The organism is Streptomyces sp. NPDC096048, from assembly GCF_044763415.1.
Classification (GTDB): Bacteria; Actinomycetota; Actinomycetes; order Streptomycetales; family Streptomycetaceae; genus Streptomyces.
Genome location: NZ_JBIWGG010000006.1, coordinates 62,337 through 78,076, shown reverse-complemented (window position 1 = coordinate 78,076; position 15,740 = coordinate 62,337). Strand labels below are relative to the sequence as shown.

14 protein-coding genes are annotated in these 15,740 nt (G+C 72.9%); 8 read left to right on the top strand and 6 right to left on the bottom strand.

Going from position 1 to position 15,740, the window contains the following annotated elements; all coding sequences use genetic code 11:
* Positions 1–83: 83 nt before the first annotated feature.
* Positions 84–1,019: a Bax inhibitor-1/YccA family protein gene (locus ACIQ6R_RS17505; protein WP_404175410.1), complete on the top strand. Its 936-nt coding sequence runs from the start codon at positions 84–86 to the stop codon at positions 1,017–1,019.
* Positions 1,020–1,124: 105 nt separating this feature from the next.
* Here the strand turns inward: ACIQ6R_RS17505 and ACIQ6R_RS17500 are convergent, their stop codons facing one another.
* Positions 1,125–1,355 carry a DUF4287 domain-containing protein gene (locus ACIQ6R_RS17500; protein WP_404175409.1) on the bottom strand — a complete coding sequence of 77 codons (231 nt, stop codon included), beginning with the start codon at positions 1,353–1,355 and terminating at the stop codon, positions 1,125–1,127.
* 133 nt (positions 1,356–1,488) lie between these two features.
* Between ACIQ6R_RS17500 and ACIQ6R_RS17495 the strand changes: the two genes are divergently transcribed.
* A complete protein-coding gene (locus ACIQ6R_RS17495; RefSeq protein WP_404176651.1) occupies positions 1,489–1,770 on the top strand; it encodes a hypothetical protein in 282 nt (93 codons plus the stop codon).
* 117 nt (positions 1,771–1,887) lie between these two features.
* Here ACIQ6R_RS17495 and ACIQ6R_RS17490 read toward each other — a convergent pair whose 3' ends face one another.
* The 3 genes from ACIQ6R_RS17490 to ACIQ6R_RS17480 form a co-directional block, all read right to left on the bottom strand.
* The gene (locus tag ACIQ6R_RS17490; protein ID WP_404222271.1) at positions 1,888–2,688 is read right to left on the bottom strand and encodes a hypothetical protein; all 801 of its coding nucleotides are present in this window, start codon (positions 2,686–2,688) and stop codon (positions 1,888–1,890) included.
* A gap of 292 nt (positions 2,689–2,980) precedes the next feature.
* Positions 2,981–4,201 carry an acetyl-CoA C-acetyltransferase gene (locus ACIQ6R_RS17485; protein WP_310873012.1) on the bottom strand — a complete coding sequence of 407 codons (1,221 nt, stop codon included), beginning with the start codon at positions 4,199–4,201 and terminating at the stop codon, positions 2,981–2,983.
* A 293-nt stretch (positions 4,202–4,494) separates the two neighbouring features.
* A complete protein-coding gene (locus tag ACIQ6R_RS17480) occupies positions 4,495–5,520 on the bottom strand; it encodes an SGNH/GDSL hydrolase family protein (RefSeq protein ID WP_404222269.1) in 1,026 nt (341 codons plus the stop codon).
* Positions 5,521–5,679: 159 nt separating this feature from the next.
* On the opposite strand from ACIQ6R_RS17480, the gene ACIQ6R_RS17475 reads away from it, so the two are divergent.
* Positions 5,680–7,068 (top strand): cystathionine beta-synthase, encoded by a 1,389-nt coding sequence (locus ACIQ6R_RS17475; RefSeq protein WP_404175398.1) that lies wholly within the window; start codon positions 5,680–5,682, stop codon positions 7,066–7,068.
* Positions 7,069–7,446: 378 nt separating this feature from the next.
* Here ACIQ6R_RS17475 and ACIQ6R_RS17470 read toward each other — a convergent pair whose 3' ends face one another.
* Positions 7,447–7,884 carry a hypothetical protein gene (locus tag ACIQ6R_RS17470; protein ID WP_404175395.1) on the bottom strand — a complete coding sequence of 146 codons (438 nt, stop codon included), beginning with the start codon at positions 7,882–7,884 and terminating at the stop codon, positions 7,447–7,449.
* A 166-nt stretch (positions 7,885–8,050) separates the two neighbouring features.
* On the opposite strand from ACIQ6R_RS17470, the gene ACIQ6R_RS17465 reads away from it, so the two are divergent.
* Both ACIQ6R_RS17465 and ACIQ6R_RS17460 read left to right on the top strand, forming a co-directional pair.
* On the top strand, positions 8,051–8,902 hold the full coding sequence (locus ACIQ6R_RS17465; RefSeq protein WP_404175392.1) for a MurR/RpiR family transcriptional regulator: 852 nt from the start codon (positions 8,051–8,053) through the stop codon (positions 8,900–8,902).
* Positions 8,903–9,020: 118 nt separating this feature from the next.
* Entirely contained in the window at positions 9,021–9,605 is a 585-nt protein-coding gene (locus ACIQ6R_RS17460) for a hypothetical protein (protein WP_404222267.1), read from the top strand.
* Positions 9,606–9,804: 199 nt separating this feature from the next.
* On the opposite strand, the gene ACIQ6R_RS17455 is transcribed toward ACIQ6R_RS17460, so the two are convergent.
* Complete coding sequence (locus tag ACIQ6R_RS17455) at positions 9,805–11,199, bottom strand: diaminopimelate decarboxylase (protein WP_404222671.1); 1,395 nt, start codon at positions 11,197–11,199, stop codon at positions 9,805–9,807.
* A gap of 199 nt (positions 11,200–11,398) precedes the next feature.
* Here ACIQ6R_RS17455 and hutU point away from each other — a divergent pair, with 199 nt between their 5' ends.
* Genes hutU through ACIQ6R_RS17440 form a run of 3 tightly spaced genes read left to right on the top strand, consistent with a single transcriptional unit; the run spans position 11,399 to position 15,707 of the window.
* A complete protein-coding gene (gene hutU, locus ACIQ6R_RS17450; protein ID WP_404222265.1) occupies positions 11,399–13,153 on the top strand; it encodes a urocanate hydratase in 1,755 nt (584 codons plus the stop codon).
* Entirely contained in the window at positions 13,150–14,367 is a 1,218-nt protein-coding gene (locus ACIQ6R_RS17445; RefSeq protein ID WP_404222263.1) for an allantoate amidohydrolase, read from the top strand. The genes hutU and ACIQ6R_RS17445 overlap by 4 nt, the downstream gene beginning before the upstream one ends.
* The gene (locus ACIQ6R_RS17440; protein WP_404222261.1) at positions 14,364–15,707 is read left to right on the top strand and encodes a formimidoylglutamate deiminase; all 1,344 of its coding nucleotides are present in this window, start codon (positions 14,364–14,366) and stop codon (positions 15,705–15,707) included. Before ACIQ6R_RS17445 ends, ACIQ6R_RS17440 begins: the two co-directional genes overlap by 4 nt.
* The last annotated feature ends 33 nt before the right edge of the window (positions 15,708–15,740 follow it).

The following is a 15,740-nucleotide window of genomic DNA, read 5'->3' as shown; positions in this document are numbered from 1 at the left end:
CCTCCCCAAGCAGTAGGGTCATTCCTTTGCCGTTCCATTACTCTTGAGCCCAAGGCTGCGTCGTGTGGCCATGGAGGAGTGAAATGAGGAGCAGAAACCCGGTCTTCTCGCGACGGGGGTTCAGCCGCGACAACGGCTACGCGGGCTTCAACGCCGCGCCGCAGGCCGGGGGTCCCGCCGTCGCCACGCAGGGCAACCCGTACGCGCAGGGCACGCAGGGCAACCCGTACGCCCAGCCCGCCGGCGACCCGTACGCGCAGAACCCGTACGCGCAGAACCCGTACGCCCAGCAGGACCTGCAGCAGGGCGCGCCGCCGCAGGCGCCGGCCACCACCGGCCGGATGACGATGGACGACGTCGTCATCCGTACGGCGAGCACGCTCGGCGTACTCGTGGTGACGGCCGCACTCGCGTGGGCGCTGCTGCCCGTGGACGACGCCAACATCGGCCGCTCCTACGGCATCGGTATCGGTGCCGCGGTGATCGGCATGGTCCTGGCGCTCGTCCAGTCCTTCAAGCGCAAGCCCACGCCCGCGCTGATCCTGTCCTACGCGGCGTTCGAGGGTGTCTTCCTCGGCGTCGTCTCCAGCGTCGTCGACAACCGCATCGCCGACGGCGCGGCCATGCAGGCCGTGATCGGCACGATGGCGGTCTTCGCCGGTGTGCTGATCGCCTACAAGGCCGGCTGGATCCGCGTCAACCGCCGCTTCTACGGCTTCGTGATGGCGGCCGCGCTCGGCTTCGTCTTCCTGATGATGGTGAACCTGCTGTTCGCCGTCTTCGGCGGCGGTGACGGCCTCGGCTTCCGCAGCGGCACGCTCGGCATCGTCTTCGGCATCGTCGGCATCATCCTCGGCGCCTGCTTCCTGGCCCTGGACTTCAAGCAGGTCGAGGACGGCCTGGCCTACGGCGCCCCGCGCGAGGAGGCCTGGTTCGCCGCCTTCGGCCTCACGCTGACGCTGGTGTGGCTGTACCTGGAGTTCCTGCGGCTGATCGCGATCCTGAACAGCAGCGACTAGCGGTACCCGACCCGGCGGCGACTCGACGAGTCGCGGCCGGTGTCGGAGACGAAGGGCCCCGGGCTTGTGCCCGGGGCCCTTCGTCGTCGTGGCCGAGGCGCGCGCTCAGCGCAGCTTGCGCGCGGCCCTTCTCAGGTCGTACTCGTGGATGATCGCCTTCGCGTGGCCGTACGCGAGGTCGTGTTCGTGGCGAAGCCAGCTGACCTTCTCCTCGAAGCGGAAGAGGGAGGGGCCGTCCTCGACGGTGCGCAGCCAGTCGGAGATCTCACGACCGGTGCAGTGGGGGATGCGGGCGAGCATGTTGCGATGGGTCTCCGCGGAGAAGACTTGGGACATCGGCGCCTCCGGGCGAAAGGGGATGTAAGCCGGTCCTTCAGGTCACCGTGCCTGAGCGTTCGCCCGTTGGCAACAGTCCCGGAGGGGCGCGTACGCTCGCGCCGTGGTTGATACGACGCCTTTGACCCGTGCCGTGGACGACTTCGCCGACCGGTTGCGGGCCGCCCCGCAGAGCAGACTGCAACGCGGGGCCGCCGCCGAGGCGCTGGAGCTGGCCAGGGAGCTGTCCCGGCGCGCCCAGCTGGTGGAGGAACCGGGGACCGAGCCGCGGGAGATGCCGGACGCGGGGATGTTCGCCGCCGCCGACCAGATCGCCGTCGCCGCACACGACTTGGCCCTCGTGCTGAGCGACGAGGGCCAGGTGGAGGAAGCGGTGGGGCTCGTGGAGGAGGCCCGCAAGCGGGCCGGGGTCTGACGCCCCGGAAAGCCGGGGAGTGACCGGACCGGAAACACCCGGTCAGGGAAGTGGCCGGACCGGAAACACCCGGTCAGGGAAGTCACCTGACCGGGAAGTGCCTGGTCAGGGAAGTGTTTAGAGGGACGCGATGACGCGGTCCGCCAGGATGTACACGTTCTCCTCGCCGCAGGCGAAGGTCAGCGTGTAGGCGCCGGAGATCCCCGAGCCGCCGAGGAGGTACGGCGTCTGGCCCGCGCCCAGCGCGGCGGCCAGGCGCTCCGCGGTCTCGCGGTGACCCGGGGTCATGCACAGCGTGGTGCCGTCGGCGAAGACGTACACGTCGAGGGTGCCCAGCGGGCCCGGGCGGACGTCCGCCAGCGCGACACTCGACTCGGCCAGCTCCTCGAGCGTGGCGACGGTGCGCTCGTGGTCGCCCACGGCCGGCGACGGGTTCGGCACGAAGTCCGGGTGCGAGGGGTGCCGGCGGCGGGCGGCGGCCAGCTCGGCGGACTCCCTGGGGCCCGCGTCCATCGCGGACGGCTCGTCGGTGTCCGCGCCCGGCTCGATCACGGGCTCCAGACCCGCGAAATCCGCCTGGCGGGGCAGGAACAGCTCACTGTCGGACAGGCCGAGCAGCAGGGGCGCGTCGGAGGCGTCCCGGGACTCCTGGGCGGCCCAGAAGGCCCGCGCCTCGGCGAGCTCGCGCTCGCGCTCCTCGGCGAGCGCGTCCGCGACGGCGGCGCGTATCTCCTCGGCGTCGGCGGTGGTGCGTGCTGCGGGCACGCGGCCGCGCGTGGCGGCGGCGCGGCTCTCGGCCAGCTCGGTGCGCAGCGCCGCCACCTGCCGGCGCAGCACCAGAATGCTGCGCAGGACGGCGACGCCCACGGCGCCGGTGGCGGCCGTGGTGAGCAGCAGGGCGATCGGCATGGCGCTCACTGACGTACTCCCGGTTCAAAGTCGACCCCCGACTTCCTACATCAGCTTGAAGGGAGGACTATCCGCCTGTCAGTGCGTAACGTCACGAAACGGACAGGACTTTGGGCCCGGAAGGTAGGGGTGTGGCTGGTCTGACCTGCGTAAATCAAGGGGGAGGGAGAGGTAGGTCACATCCTGAGGGAGATTGGGTCACAAAACGGCCCAGAACCCTGGGGCGTACGGGGTTCCGGGCCGTGCTGTCACGCTGGGTCTCCCAGGCGCTACCGACCGTCTTCCGGCAGCGGGGTTCCGGTCAGCTCAGGCGCTCGATGACCATGGCCATGCCCTGGCCGCCGCCGACGCACATGGTCTCCAGGCCGAACTGCTTGTCGTGCGTCTGGAGGGAGTTGATCAGCGTGCCGGTGATGCGGGCGCCGGTCATGCCGAAGGGGTGGCCGACGGCGATGGCGCCGCCGTTGACGTTGAGCTTCTCCAGCGGGATGCCGAGGTCGCGGTAGGAGGGGATGACCTGCGCGGCGAACGCCTCGTTGATCTCGACCAGGTCGATGTCGTCGATGGTCAGCCCGGCGCGGGACAGCGCCTGCTTGCTCGCCTCGACCGGACCGAGGCCCATGATCTCGGGGGAGAGGCCGGAGACGCCGGTGGAGACGATGCGGGCGAGCGGGGTCAGGCCCAGTTCCCGGGCCTTGGTGTCGCTCATGATGACGAGGGCGGCGGCGCCGTCGTTGAGCGGGCAGCAGTTGCCGGCGGTGACCAGGCCGTCGGGGCGGAAGACGGGCTTGAGGCCCTGGACGCCCTCCAGGGTGACGCCGGCGCGGGGGCCGTCGTCCTTGGAGACGACCGTGCCGTCGGGGAGGGTCACCGGGGTGATCTCGCGCTCCCAGAAGCCGTTCTTGATGGCTTCCTCGGCGAGGTTCTGCGAGCGGACGCCGAACTCGTCCATGTCCTGCCGGGTGATGCCCTTGGCGCGGGCGAGGTTCTCGGCGGTCTGGCCCATCGCGATGTACGGGTCGGGGACCAGGCCGTCCTCGCGCGGGTCGTGCCAGGTGGTGCCCTCCTGCTGGGCGACCTCGGCGGTACGGGCCTCGGCCTCGGCGAACAGCGGGTTCCGGGTGTCCGGCAGGCTGTCGGAGTTGCCCTTGGCGAACCGGGAGACCATCTCGACACCGGCCGAGATGAAGACGTCGCCCTCGCCGGCCTTGATCGCGTGCAGGGCCATCCGGGAGGTCTGCAGGGACGAGGAGCAGTACCGGGTGACGGTGCAGCCGGGCAGGTGGTCCATGCCCATCTCGACGGCGACGATCCGGCCGAGGTTGTTGCCCTGCTCGCCGCCGGGCAGGCCGCAGCCGAGCATCAGGTCGTCGATGTCCCGGGGGTCCAGCTCGGGAACCTTGGCGAGAGCGGCCTGGATGATCGTGGCGGCGAGGTCGTCGGGGCGCAGGTCCTTGAGGGAGCCCTTGAAGGCGCGGCCGATGGGGGAGCGGGTGGCTGAGACGATCACGGCTTCGGGCATCACGGCTCCAATGAAGAAGATGCGGCGCGTAGCGCCTCGTTGAGGGATGGTGGTCGGGCGGCGGGCGGGAGAGAGAGGTTGGGCGGCTGCTGGGGAAGTTACCCGGACGTATGGCCTGGGTCACGGGTCTGGGTGTGTGACATGGACCGCAACTTTCTAAGCGCTTGCTTGGCGCCGTCGTAGTCGCGGGCAGTCGTGCCTCCCCCAGTGCCCGAACGGCCCGAGAGGTGCCCCCAGGGCGGCACGGGTGGGCGCAGCCGCACCCGGCGAGCGCCGGTGAGTGCCGCGCCCTTCTACCTCGGCTGCGCCGACGTCGCCGGCTCCGCCTCCGCCACCCGGCGCCGCCGCCGGCGCTTGAGCAGCGCCCAGGGCCCCCGCGGCCCCGTGGGCATCGCCGCCGCGACCTCCGTGCCCGCCTCCGACGCGGCCTCCGCGGCCGCCCGCGCCACCGGCAGGAAGCCCTCGCGGCGCAGCGCGTCGGGGCGCTCCTCCTCGGCCGGCCACAGGCCGAGCGCGGCGCACACCGACGGCAGTACCGCCATCGCGGCCGTGGCGTACCCCTCGGCGGAGGGGTGGTAGTTGTCGGGGCCGAACAGCTCCCGCGGGTTCTCGGCGAACTCCGGGCCCAGCAGATCGCCCAGCGAGACCGTGCGCCCGCCCTGCTCCACCACACCGATGGTCTGCGCCGCCGCCAACTGCCGCGAGGTCCGCCGGGCCAGCCAGCGCAGCGGCTGCCGCACCCGCTCGATCGTGCCCAGGTCCGGGCAGGTGCCGACCACCACCTCCGCACCGGCGGTGCGCAGCCGCCGTACCGCACCCGACAGGTGCCGGACCGAGGTGGTCGCCGGCATCCGGTGGGTGACGTCGTTCGCGCCGATCATGATGACGCAGATGTCGGGCACCCGGCCCGGATCCGCGAGCACCAGCGCCACCTGCCGGTCCAGGTCGTCCGAACAGGCCCCCGGCGCCGCGACCGACCCCAGCTCCACCGGCCGCTCCGCCACCGCCGCGAGCCCCGACGCCAGCAGCGCGCCCGGCGTCTGCCCGGCCCGGTGCACGCCCTGCCCGGCGGCCGTGGAATCGCCCAGCATCATCAGCCGCAGCGGCGGTTCACCCGCCGTCGGCGGAATGCCGCCGTACAGCCCCTGCGCGTTCGGTACCCGGTCGGGTGTGCCGATGCCCACCCGGCGCCTGGCCAGCTGCACCTCCGCCAGCAGCAGACCGACCGTGGCCGCACCGGCCAGCCCGATGCCGCCGCCGCCGTACGCCGCGCCGGCCGCGATCCGCCGGGCCACCCTCGCCCTCGACATGCTCGTCATACGTCGCCGCCATCTCCTCCAACCCGTACACCCACTGCTTGCCCCGTACGGACGGTCGCCCAATCTCAACGGGGAGTGAACGACCGTCACGGGGCATCCGCAGGCCATAGGCTGGCCGGACCGATAACGACACATCCTTTGCGGCATCCGGAGACCACGGTGCATTTCCACGACTCGATGATCAGCCTCGTCGGCAACACCCCGCTGGTGCGGCTCAACAGCGTGACCAAGGGCATCAGGGCGACCGTCCTGGCCAAGGTGGAGTACTTCAACCCGGGCGGCTCGGTGAAGGACCGCATCGCCCTGCGCATGATCGAGGCCGCCGAGCAGAGCGGTGCCCTGCGGCCGGGCGGCACGATCGTCGAGCCGACCAGCGGCAACACGGGCGTGGGTCTCGCGATCGTGGCCCAGCAGAAGGGCTACAAGTGCATCTTCGTCTGCCCTGACAAGGTGTCCACCGACAAGATCAACGTGCTGCGCGCGTACGGCGCCGAGGTGGTCGTCTGCCCGACGGCGGTCGACCCCGAGCACCCGGACTCCTACTACAACGTCTCCGACCGCCTGGTCCGCGAGACGCCGGGCGCCTGGAAGCCGGACCAGTACTCCAACCCGCACAACCCGCTCTCCCACTACCACTCGACCGGCCCCGAGCTGTGGGAGCAGACGGAGGGGAAGATCACCCACTTCGTCGCGGGCGTCGGCACCGGCGGCACCATCTCCGGCACCGGGCGCTACCTCAAGGAGGCCAGCGACGGCGCGGTCAAGGTGGTCGGCGCCGACCCCGAGGGCTCGGTGTACTCCGGCGGCTCGGGGCGCCCCTACCTCGTCGAGGGCGTCGGTGAGGACTTCTGGCCGACGGCCTACGACCGGAACGTCGCCGACGAAATCGTCGCCGTCTCCGACAAGGACTCCTTCCAGATGACCCGCCGCCTCGCCAAGGAGGAGGGCCTGCTGGTGGGCGGCTCCTGCGGCATGGCGGTCGTCGCGGCGCTGGAGGTGGCCGCGCGGCTCGGCGAGGACGACGTGGTCGTCGTACTCCTCCCGGACAGCGGGCGCGGGTACCTCAGCAAGATCTTCAACGACGAGTGGATGGCCGACTACGGCTTCCTGGAGGACGCCGGCCCCAGCGCGCGCGTCGCCGACGTCCTGAACCACAAGGAGGGCGGCCACATCCCGTCCCTCGTCCACATGCACCCGGACGAGACGGTCGGCCAGGCCATCGACGTGCTGCGCGAGTACGGCGTCTCGCAGATGCCGATCGTCAAGCCCGGCGCCGGTCACCCGGACGTGATGGCCGCCGAGGTCGTCGGCTCGGTCGTGGAACGCGAGCTGCTGGACGCCCTGTTCGCCAAGCGCGCCTCGCTGGAGGACCCGCTGGAGAAGCACATGTCCGCGCCGCTGCCGCAGGTCGGTTCCGGCGAGCCGGTCGCGGACCTGATGTCGGTGCTCGGTGTCGCGGACGCGGCGATCGTCCTCGTCGAGGGCAAGCCGACCGGCGTGGTGAGCCGTCAGGACCTGCTGTCCTTCCTCGCGAAGAGCGGGAAGTAGCGGGAAGCCGCAGCAGACCGTGGGAAGTAGCGGGAAGCCGCGGTGAACGCCGGGTGAACGGGCGGCCGTGCGGCCGGATCCGGGGCGCCCGATGATCTCCGCGGACTTCGTGGAAGTGGTACGCGCACGTCACGTTCGCGCAGCACACGCTTAACACGGGCCCGGCACAGTGGTGGTTGTCGGCAGGGCGGGAGCGGCTCCCCGTCCCGGCGGCAACGAACGGCGTCAAGGACCTTCCGGAGCGGCTCCCGGACCTCCATGGACGCCACGGACGCGCCGCCCCGGCCGTGAGGCCCGGCACCGCGCGCGTCCCCGCGGGGACCGCCGTCGTCCCGCCCCCCAGTGATGGGGGTGCGGCGGTCCCCGCGCAGTTCTTTCTCAGTCCTGCCAGGCGTTGTCGTCCTTGTCGGCGCGCCGGAGCCGTCCGAAGAGGCCGGGGCTGGTCCGGGCGGCCTGGACGACGTTCACCCCGACGATGCCGGCCCAGGCGACGAGCAGTCCGGGGAGGTCGGCGACGCCGCCGCCGATCGCGGACAGCGGGACCGCGAGGACCAGCGAGACGATGCCGAAGCCGAAGCGCTCGCCGAAGGAGTCCGTGGGCCTCGGCGACCGGCTGTCCCGGGCCGCCGCCATCTGCTGCTCGGCGAGCTGCCGGCGCACCCGGCGCTCGACCGTTGAGTCGATGCGCTGGTCGACCTTCTCCAGGAAGGATTCGACCAGCGCGGACTCGTACTCCTCGCCGAGTTCCCTGCGGGTCTGCAGAGTGGCGTCGAGTTCCTTCTTGAGGTCGGTGTCCCGCCCGTCCGTTCCCGTCATGGCTCCCACGGTAGGCAGCCGGGGCGTCGGCGGCACTGGGGTTAGCCCCCGTCTCGTGGCTGGGGCGGCCCTCAGGGGGACGCTCGGCGTCGTGCGGGGCGCCGCCTCGCTGTATAACGGTATGCAGGAATCGGGGACGGTGAATAGCGGCGAGGGGGAGCACGTCATGAGCGGGAACAGCGGGACCGACAGCCCGGCCGTGCGGTTGCAGGCGCTCTTCGAGGGGCATCGGCTGACGCCGACCCAGCGGCGCATCGCGCACAGCATGGTGCGGCGCGCCTCCGAGGTGCCCTTCCTGTCCAGCGTGGAGCTCGCCGAGCTGGCCGGGGTCAGCCAGCCGTCCGTGACCCGCTTCGCCGTCGCTCTCGGCTTCGACGGGTACCCGGCGCTGCGCCGCCACCTGCGCGAGGTCGCTCCCGCGGAACCGGCCGCGGACACCGGCTCCTGCAACGAGTACCAGCAGGCCGTGGAGGCCGAGATCGAGAACCTGCGCCATCTGGCGGAGGCGCTCGCCGACCCCGGTCCGGTGCGGGAGGCGGGCCGCCTCCTCGCCGGGAGCCGGCCCCTGCCCGTCCTCGGACTGCGGGCGGCCGCGTCCCAGGCGCACGGCTTCGCCTACTTCGCCGCCAAGGTCCACCCGGACGTCCGGCTCCTGAACGAGGGCGGCACGATGGTCCACGACCGCATCGACGCCGCCGTCCGGGCCGGCGCGACCACCCTGCTCTGCTTCGCCCTGCCCCGTCACCCGCGCGAGGTCGTCGACACGCTCGCCCACGCCAAGGAGACGGGGCTCACGGTGGTGACCGTCGCCGACTCCGCCTTCGCGCCGGTCGCCAAGGTCTCCGACCTGCTGCTGCCCGCCGCCGTCGGCACCGGCCTCGCCTTCGACACCGCCTGCGCGCCGATGCTGCTCGGCCGGGTGCTGCTGGAGGCCATGTGCGACGACCTGCCGGACGCCCAGGCCCGGCTGGAGGAGTTCGACACGAAGGCGGCGGTGCGGGGGCTCTTCGTGGACTGACGCGGGCGCCGGCACCGGCGGCCGCGTTCTCAGATTCGTCTCACCTTCTCCCGCTAACCTGCCTCGCCGCACACCCTTCAGACGCATTGCGGAAGCAGAACGGGACAGGAGGCCGGACGTGGCGCGCGGAGGACAGGGGCTGGCTCGGGTCGCCGTAGTCGTACGGGCGGGGGCGGCACCGCTGTGGTGGCTGGGCGTACTGGCGGCGGGCATCGGGGTGCTGGTGCCGGGGCTGACCGGACGCCGCATCGGCGTCCTGGCGGGCGCCGCGCTGTTCATCGTCGCGGCGGCGGCCGTCGCGTCCGTGCGCCGAAAGCGGTACACCGCCCTGGCCCGCTCGGCGGACCGCGCGGGCAAGCACGACGTGCTCCAGGATCGCGCGGTGACACTGCGCAACTGGCGCCGTGGTCACCGCTGGTGGCTGCTCCTCGCCTTCCTCGCCGCCCTGGGCAGCGCCTTCGCCGTCCCTGCCGCCGGCGGACTGCTGATGGCCGGCTGCGGCGTCGGCCTGTGGCTGAAGTCCGCCTGGATCGGCCGCCGCGAACAGGACGGCGAAGCCCTCCTGTGGGTCCGCGTGGACTGGCTCGCCGGCGGCAACGGCCGCCCGGCGGGCAAGGCCGTCCGCGCCTACCGCAGCACGGGCATCGCGGCGGGCGACGCCGCGCCGGGCGGGGCGAGGCGTAAGACGGCGGCGCCTGTGTGACGCGGAGGCTGCCGGTGCCGGTGCCGGTGCCGGTGTCGGTGTCGGTGCGGGTATCGGCGTCGGAGCGGGTGCGGGGTGCCGGTGCGGGTGTCGGCGTCGGAGCGGGTGCGGGGCGCCGGTGCGGGTGTCCGTCGGGTGTCGGCGTGTCGTGGCTGGTCGCGCGGTTTCCCGTGCCCTGGAGGGTGTCACCTCGGCCGCGTCATGACCCGGACGGTGACGTCAGCGCGTCCGCGTGCGCCCCGCCCGCCTCCGCCACTATCTCCGCCACCGACTGGGCCTCCCGCACGGTCGCGAAGGTGACGCTCCCGGAACCGTCCGTCCCGAACCCGTACACCCCCGGACGCGCGAGCGAGTTGTACGCGTAGTGATGCGCGAAGTAGTACGCCCCCGTGTCCAGCGCCGCCGCGTAGTCCCCCTGCTCCAGCAGCGGCAGCGCCCGCCCCGTCGCCAGCAGGTCCCCCGCGAAGCACGCCGGTCCGGCCACGTCCTGCACCACGGCGGGCCCCTCCTTCGGCAGCCCCTTGCCGTCGTACGCGGCGATCCGCAGCGGCCACGCCCCCGGCGCGTACACCGTCCGCGTGGCGACCTGCACGCCCGCGTGCGTCACCGCGACCGGCCGACCCCCGGCGCTCTTGGCGTACTCCACGCGCGCCACCACCGTGCCGTGCTTGGCCAGCAGCGACCGCCCGAACTCGGTGACCAGCCCGTACCGCCCGTCGAACAGCCCCGGCACCGCCTCGCGCAGCACACGCGCGTACTCGGCGTACGTCGGAGTCGTCTCGTCCGACGCGAAGTTCACCGGCAGCCCGCCGCCGATGTCGAGCGTGTCGACCTGCCGGCGCCCGGCCCGCTCGTTGATCTCCTCGGCGAGCGCGTACGTCTCGGCCACGCCCTCGGTCATCAGCGCCAACGGGATGCCCTGCGACCCGGTGTGCGCGTGCAGCCGGGTCAGCCACGGCCGGTCCAGATACGCCCGCACCACCCACTCGCGCGCCCCCTCGTCGCGCAGCGCCACCCCGAACTTCGAGGTCGCCGTCGCCGTCGACAGCGCCTCGATGGAACCCCCGCCGACCTGCGGGTTGACCCGGATGCCGAGCGGAGAGCGGCTCGTCCCCCCGGCCATCAGACCGTCGAGGCGCGCCAGCTCCTGCGGGTTGTCCGCGTTCACCGCGATGCCCAGCGCCAGCGCCTCCCGCAGCTCGGCCGGCGTCTTGGCGGGCGAGTCCAGCACCGTCCGCTCCGGCGGCACCCCCGCCGCCCGTGCCAGCGCCACCTCACCCGGGCTCGCGACCTCCGCGCCGATGCCCTCCTCGTGCAGCAGCCGCAGCACCGGGACCAGCGGGGTCGCCTTCACCGCGAAGGCGTGCAGCACGGGCGTCCCGGGTGCCGTCACCGCCTCGAACGCGGCCCGCAGCGCCGCCGCCGACTCCCGTATCCCGGCCACGTCCAGCAGTCCGAGGATCGGGGCGTCCGTCCCGAGCAGCCCCTGCTCCACGGCCGCCCGCACCGCCTCGTCCCGCCGCGCCGCCCGCTCCGCGTCGGAGCCGCCGCGGCCACCGCCAGTGCCCGTGCCGCCGGGACCGCCGCCGCTCATGCTCGTGCCGTCACTCACGTGGTCCTCCGACCCCTCGTCGCCCGCCGACCTGTCTCGTTGCCTGCCCCGCACATCCAGCCAAACACCCGCGACGCGTTCGTGCCGGGACACGGACGTATTGACTAGTTCTATTCACAAGACGAGGATATGAATATCCGCAGTAACAATCCGCCGGGAGCAAGCCACCAGGAGGCAGACCATGTCCGGACCCCGCCCGCCCGTCTCCCGCCACAGCCCTCAACCGAGGCCCTCCGGTCCGCCCCCTCGTCCTGTCCGAGCGCCACGCGGTACGACGCCGAGTGCCCTGGGCTGGCAGCAGGAGGCCGCCCTGCGGATGCTGCAGAACAACCTCGACCCCGAGGTCGCCGAGCACCCCGACAAGCTCGTCGTCTACGGCGGCACCGGCAAGGCCGCCCGCGACTGGCGCTCCTTCGACGCCATGGTCCGCACCCTGAGGACCCTCAAGCAGGACGAGACGATGCTCGTCCAGTCGGGCCGCCCGGTCGGCGTCATGCAGACCCACGAGTGGGCCCCGCGCGTCCTCATCGCCAACTCCAACCTCGTCGGCGACTGGGCGAACTGGGAGGAGTTCCGCCGCCTGGAGCAGCTCGGCCTCACCATGTACGGGCAGATGACGGCCGGCTCCTGGATCTACATCGGCACCCAGGGCATCCTCCAGGGCACCTACGAGACCTTCGCCGCCGTCGCCGCGAAGCAGTTCGGCGGCACCCTCGCCGGGACCATCACCCTCACCGCCGGCCTCGGCGGCATGGGCGGCGCCCAGCCCCTCGCGGTCACCATGAACGACGGCGTCGCCATCTGTATCGACTGCGACCCGCGCGCCATCGACCGCCGCATCGAGCACCGCTACCTCGACGTCAAGGCCGACTCCCCCGACCACGCCCTCCAGTTGGCCACCGAGGCCCGGGACCGGCGCGAGCCGCTGTCCATCGGCGTCCTCGGCAACGCCGCCGACCTCGTCCCGCGGCTGCTCGCCATGGGCGCCCCCATCGACATCGTCACCGACCAGACCTCGGCCCACGACCCCCTGGCCTACCTGCCCACCGGCATCGCCTTCGAGGACATGGCCGACGCCGCCGCCAAGGACCCGGCCGGCTTCACCACCCGGGCCCGCGAGTCCATGGCCCGGCACGTCGAGGCCATGGTCGGCTTCCAGGACGCCGGCGCCGAGGTCTTCGACTACGGCAACTCCATCCGCGGCGAGGCCCAGCTCGCCGGATACGACCGGGCCTTCGCCTTCCCCGGCTTCGTCCCCGCTTACATCCGCCCGCTGTTCTGCGAGGGCAAGGGCCCCTTCCGCTGGGCCGCCCTGTCCGGCGACCCCGCCGACATCGCCCGGACCGACAAGGCGATCCTCGACCTCTTCCCGGAGAACGAGTCCCTGGCCCGCTGGATCAAGATGGCGGGGGAGCGGGTCCACTTCCAGGGCCTGCCCGCCCGCATCTGCTGGCTCGGCTACGGCGAGCGCGACAAGGCGGGTGAGCGGTTCAACGACATGGTCGCGAGCGGTGAGCTGTCCGCCCCGATCGTCATCGGCCGCGACCACCTCGACTGCGGCTCCGTCGCCTCCCCGTACCGCGAGACCGAGGCCATGCTCGACGGCTCCGACGCCATCGCCGACTGGCCCCTGCTCAACGCCATGGTCAACGTGGCCTCCGGCGCCTCCTGGGTCTCCCTCCACCACGGCGGTGGCGTCGGCATGGGCCGCTCCATCCACGCCGGGCAGGTCACGGTCGCCGACGGCACCGCACTGGCCGGCGAGAAGATCCGCCGGGTGCTCACCAACGACCCCGGCATGGGCGTCATCCGGCACGTCGACGCCGGGTACGACATCGCGGAATCGGTGGCCGCCGAACGGGACGTGCGGGTGCCGATGCGCGAGGGTGACGGGACACGCGAGGGCGCCGAGACCCGCGAGGGTGACGACGCGTGAGCTTCCACAGCATGTGGGCGGAGCTGCTGCCGGTCGGCCGCGGCTCCGCCTCCGGCGGCTACCGCCGCTACGCCTGGACCGGCGCCGACACCGACTGCCGGGCCTGGTTCCGGGAGCAGGCCGAGGCCCGCGGGCTGACCTACGAGACCGACCGCAACGGCAACCAGTGGGCCTGGCTCGGCGACCCCGCCGCCGGGAACGCCGTCGTCACCGGATCCCACCTCGACTCCGTGCCCGACGGCGGCGCCTTCGACGGGCCCCTCGGTGTCGTCTCCGCCTTCGCGGCCCTGGACGAACTGCGCGGGAGGGGAGCGCGGCTCACCCGGCCGCTGGGCATCGTCAACTTCGGCGACGAGGAGGGCGCCCGCTTCGGCCTCGCCTGCGTCGGCTCCCGGCTCACCGCGGGCGCGCTCACCGCCGAGCAGGCCCACCGCCTCACCGACGGCGACGGCATCACGCTCCCGCGGGCCATGGAGGCCGCCGGGTTCGACCCGGACACCATCGGCCCCGACCCCGAGCGGCTGGCCCGCATCGGCGCCTTCGTGGAACTCCACGTCGAACAGGGCCGCGCCCTCGACCTGTCCGGCGACCGGATCGGCATCGCGTCCGCCATCTGGCCGCACGGACGCTGGCGCTTCGACTTCCGGGGCGAGGCCAACCACGCCGGCACCACCCGCCTCGCCGACCGGCGCGACCCCATGCTCTCCTACGCCGAGACCGTGCTCGCCGCCCGCCGCGAGGCGGAACTCGCCGGTGCCGTCGCCACCTTCGGCAAGATCACCGTCGAGCCCAACGGCGTCAACGCCATCCCGTCCCTCGTGCGCGGCTGGCTCGACTCCCGCGCCGCCGACCAGGAAAGCCTGGACACCGTGGTCGGCGGGGTGGAGAAGGCCGCCCGTGAGTACGCCGCCGCCCACGGCGTCGACCTCGACGTCGTACGCGAGTCCTTCACCCCCGTCGTCGAGTTCGACCACGCCCTGCGCGACGAACTCGCCCGCATCCTCGGCAGCACCACGGAACTCGCGGTCCCCGTCCTCGGCACCGGCGCCGGACACGACGCCGGAATCCTCTCCGGACGCATCCCGACCGCCATGCTGTTCGTGCGCAACCCCACCGGCGTCTCGCACTCCCCGGCCGAGTACGCCGCCGAGGACGACTGCGTGGCCGGGGTGAGCGCACTCGCCGACGTATTGGAAGGGCTGGCCCGCACGTGACCCCCACCAAGCGGACGTACTGGCTGGAGCACGCCTGGCTCGGCACCCACGTCGAGCCGGGCGTCGCCCTCGACGTGCACGACGGCCGCATCACCGCCGTCCGCCAGGACACCCCCGCCCCGCCGCCCGGCACCGAGGTCCTGCGCGGACTGACCCTCCCGGGACTGGCGAACGCCCACTCGCACGCCTTCCACCGCGCCCTGCGCGGCACCGTCCAGGTCGGCTCCGGCACCTTCTGGACCTGGCGCGAGGTCATGTACTCCGTCGCCGACCGGCTGACCCCCGAGACGTACCACGACCTCGCCCGCGCGGTGTACGCCGAGATGGCGCTCGCCGGCATCACCGCCGTCGGCGAGTTCCACTACGTCCACCACGCCCCCGGCGGCACCCCCTACGCCGACCCCAACGCGATGGGCGAGGCCCTCATCGAGGCCGCCTCCGAAGCCGGCATCCGCATCACCCTCCTCGACACCTGTTACCTGTCCGCCGGCTTCGGGCAGCCCCCGAACACCCACCAGCGCCGCTTCTCCGACGGGACGGCGGACGCCTGGGCGGAACGCTGTTCAGTCCTCAAGGAACGGGATCACGCACGGATCGGGGCGGCGATCCACTCCGTACGGGCCGTGCCCGCCGGCCAGTTGGCGACCGTGGCGCGCTGGGCCGAGGAGAGGCGGGCCCCGCTGCATGTGCACCTGTCCGAGCAGACCGCCGAGAACGACGCCTGCCGCGACGCCCACGGCCGCACACCCACCCGGCTCCTCGCCGACCACGGCGTGCTCGGACCCCGCACCACCGGCGTTCACAACACCCACCTCACCGACGAGGACGTCGCCCTGCTCGGCGGCAGCCGCACCGGCACCTGCATGTGCCCCACCACGGAACGCGACCTCGCCGACGGCATCGGCCCCGCGGCCGCCCTCCAGCGGGCGGGCTCCCCGCTCTCCCTCGGCTCCGACAGCCACGCCGTCGTCGACCTGCTGGAGGAGGCGCGCGCCATGGAGCTGAACGAGCGCCTGCGCACCCGCACCCGCGGCCACTGGACGGCCGCCGCCCTGCTGCGCGCCGCCACCGCCGACGGCCACGCCGCCCTCGGCTGGGGCGACGTCGGGACCATCGAGGCCGGGGCCCGCGCCGACCTCACCACGGTCGCCCTCGACTCGGTCAGAACAGCGGGGCCGCTGCCCAGGCTCGGCGCCGAGACGGCCGTATTCGCCGCGACGGCAGCGGACGTACGGCACACGATCGTGGGCGGCCGGCACGTCGTACGCGACGGGGCGCACACCCTCGTACCCGATGTGCCGCAGACCCTGGCGCGGGCCGTCGAAGCCCTGCGCGCATAGCGACGAACACCCGCCCCCGCCCCCGCTCCCACG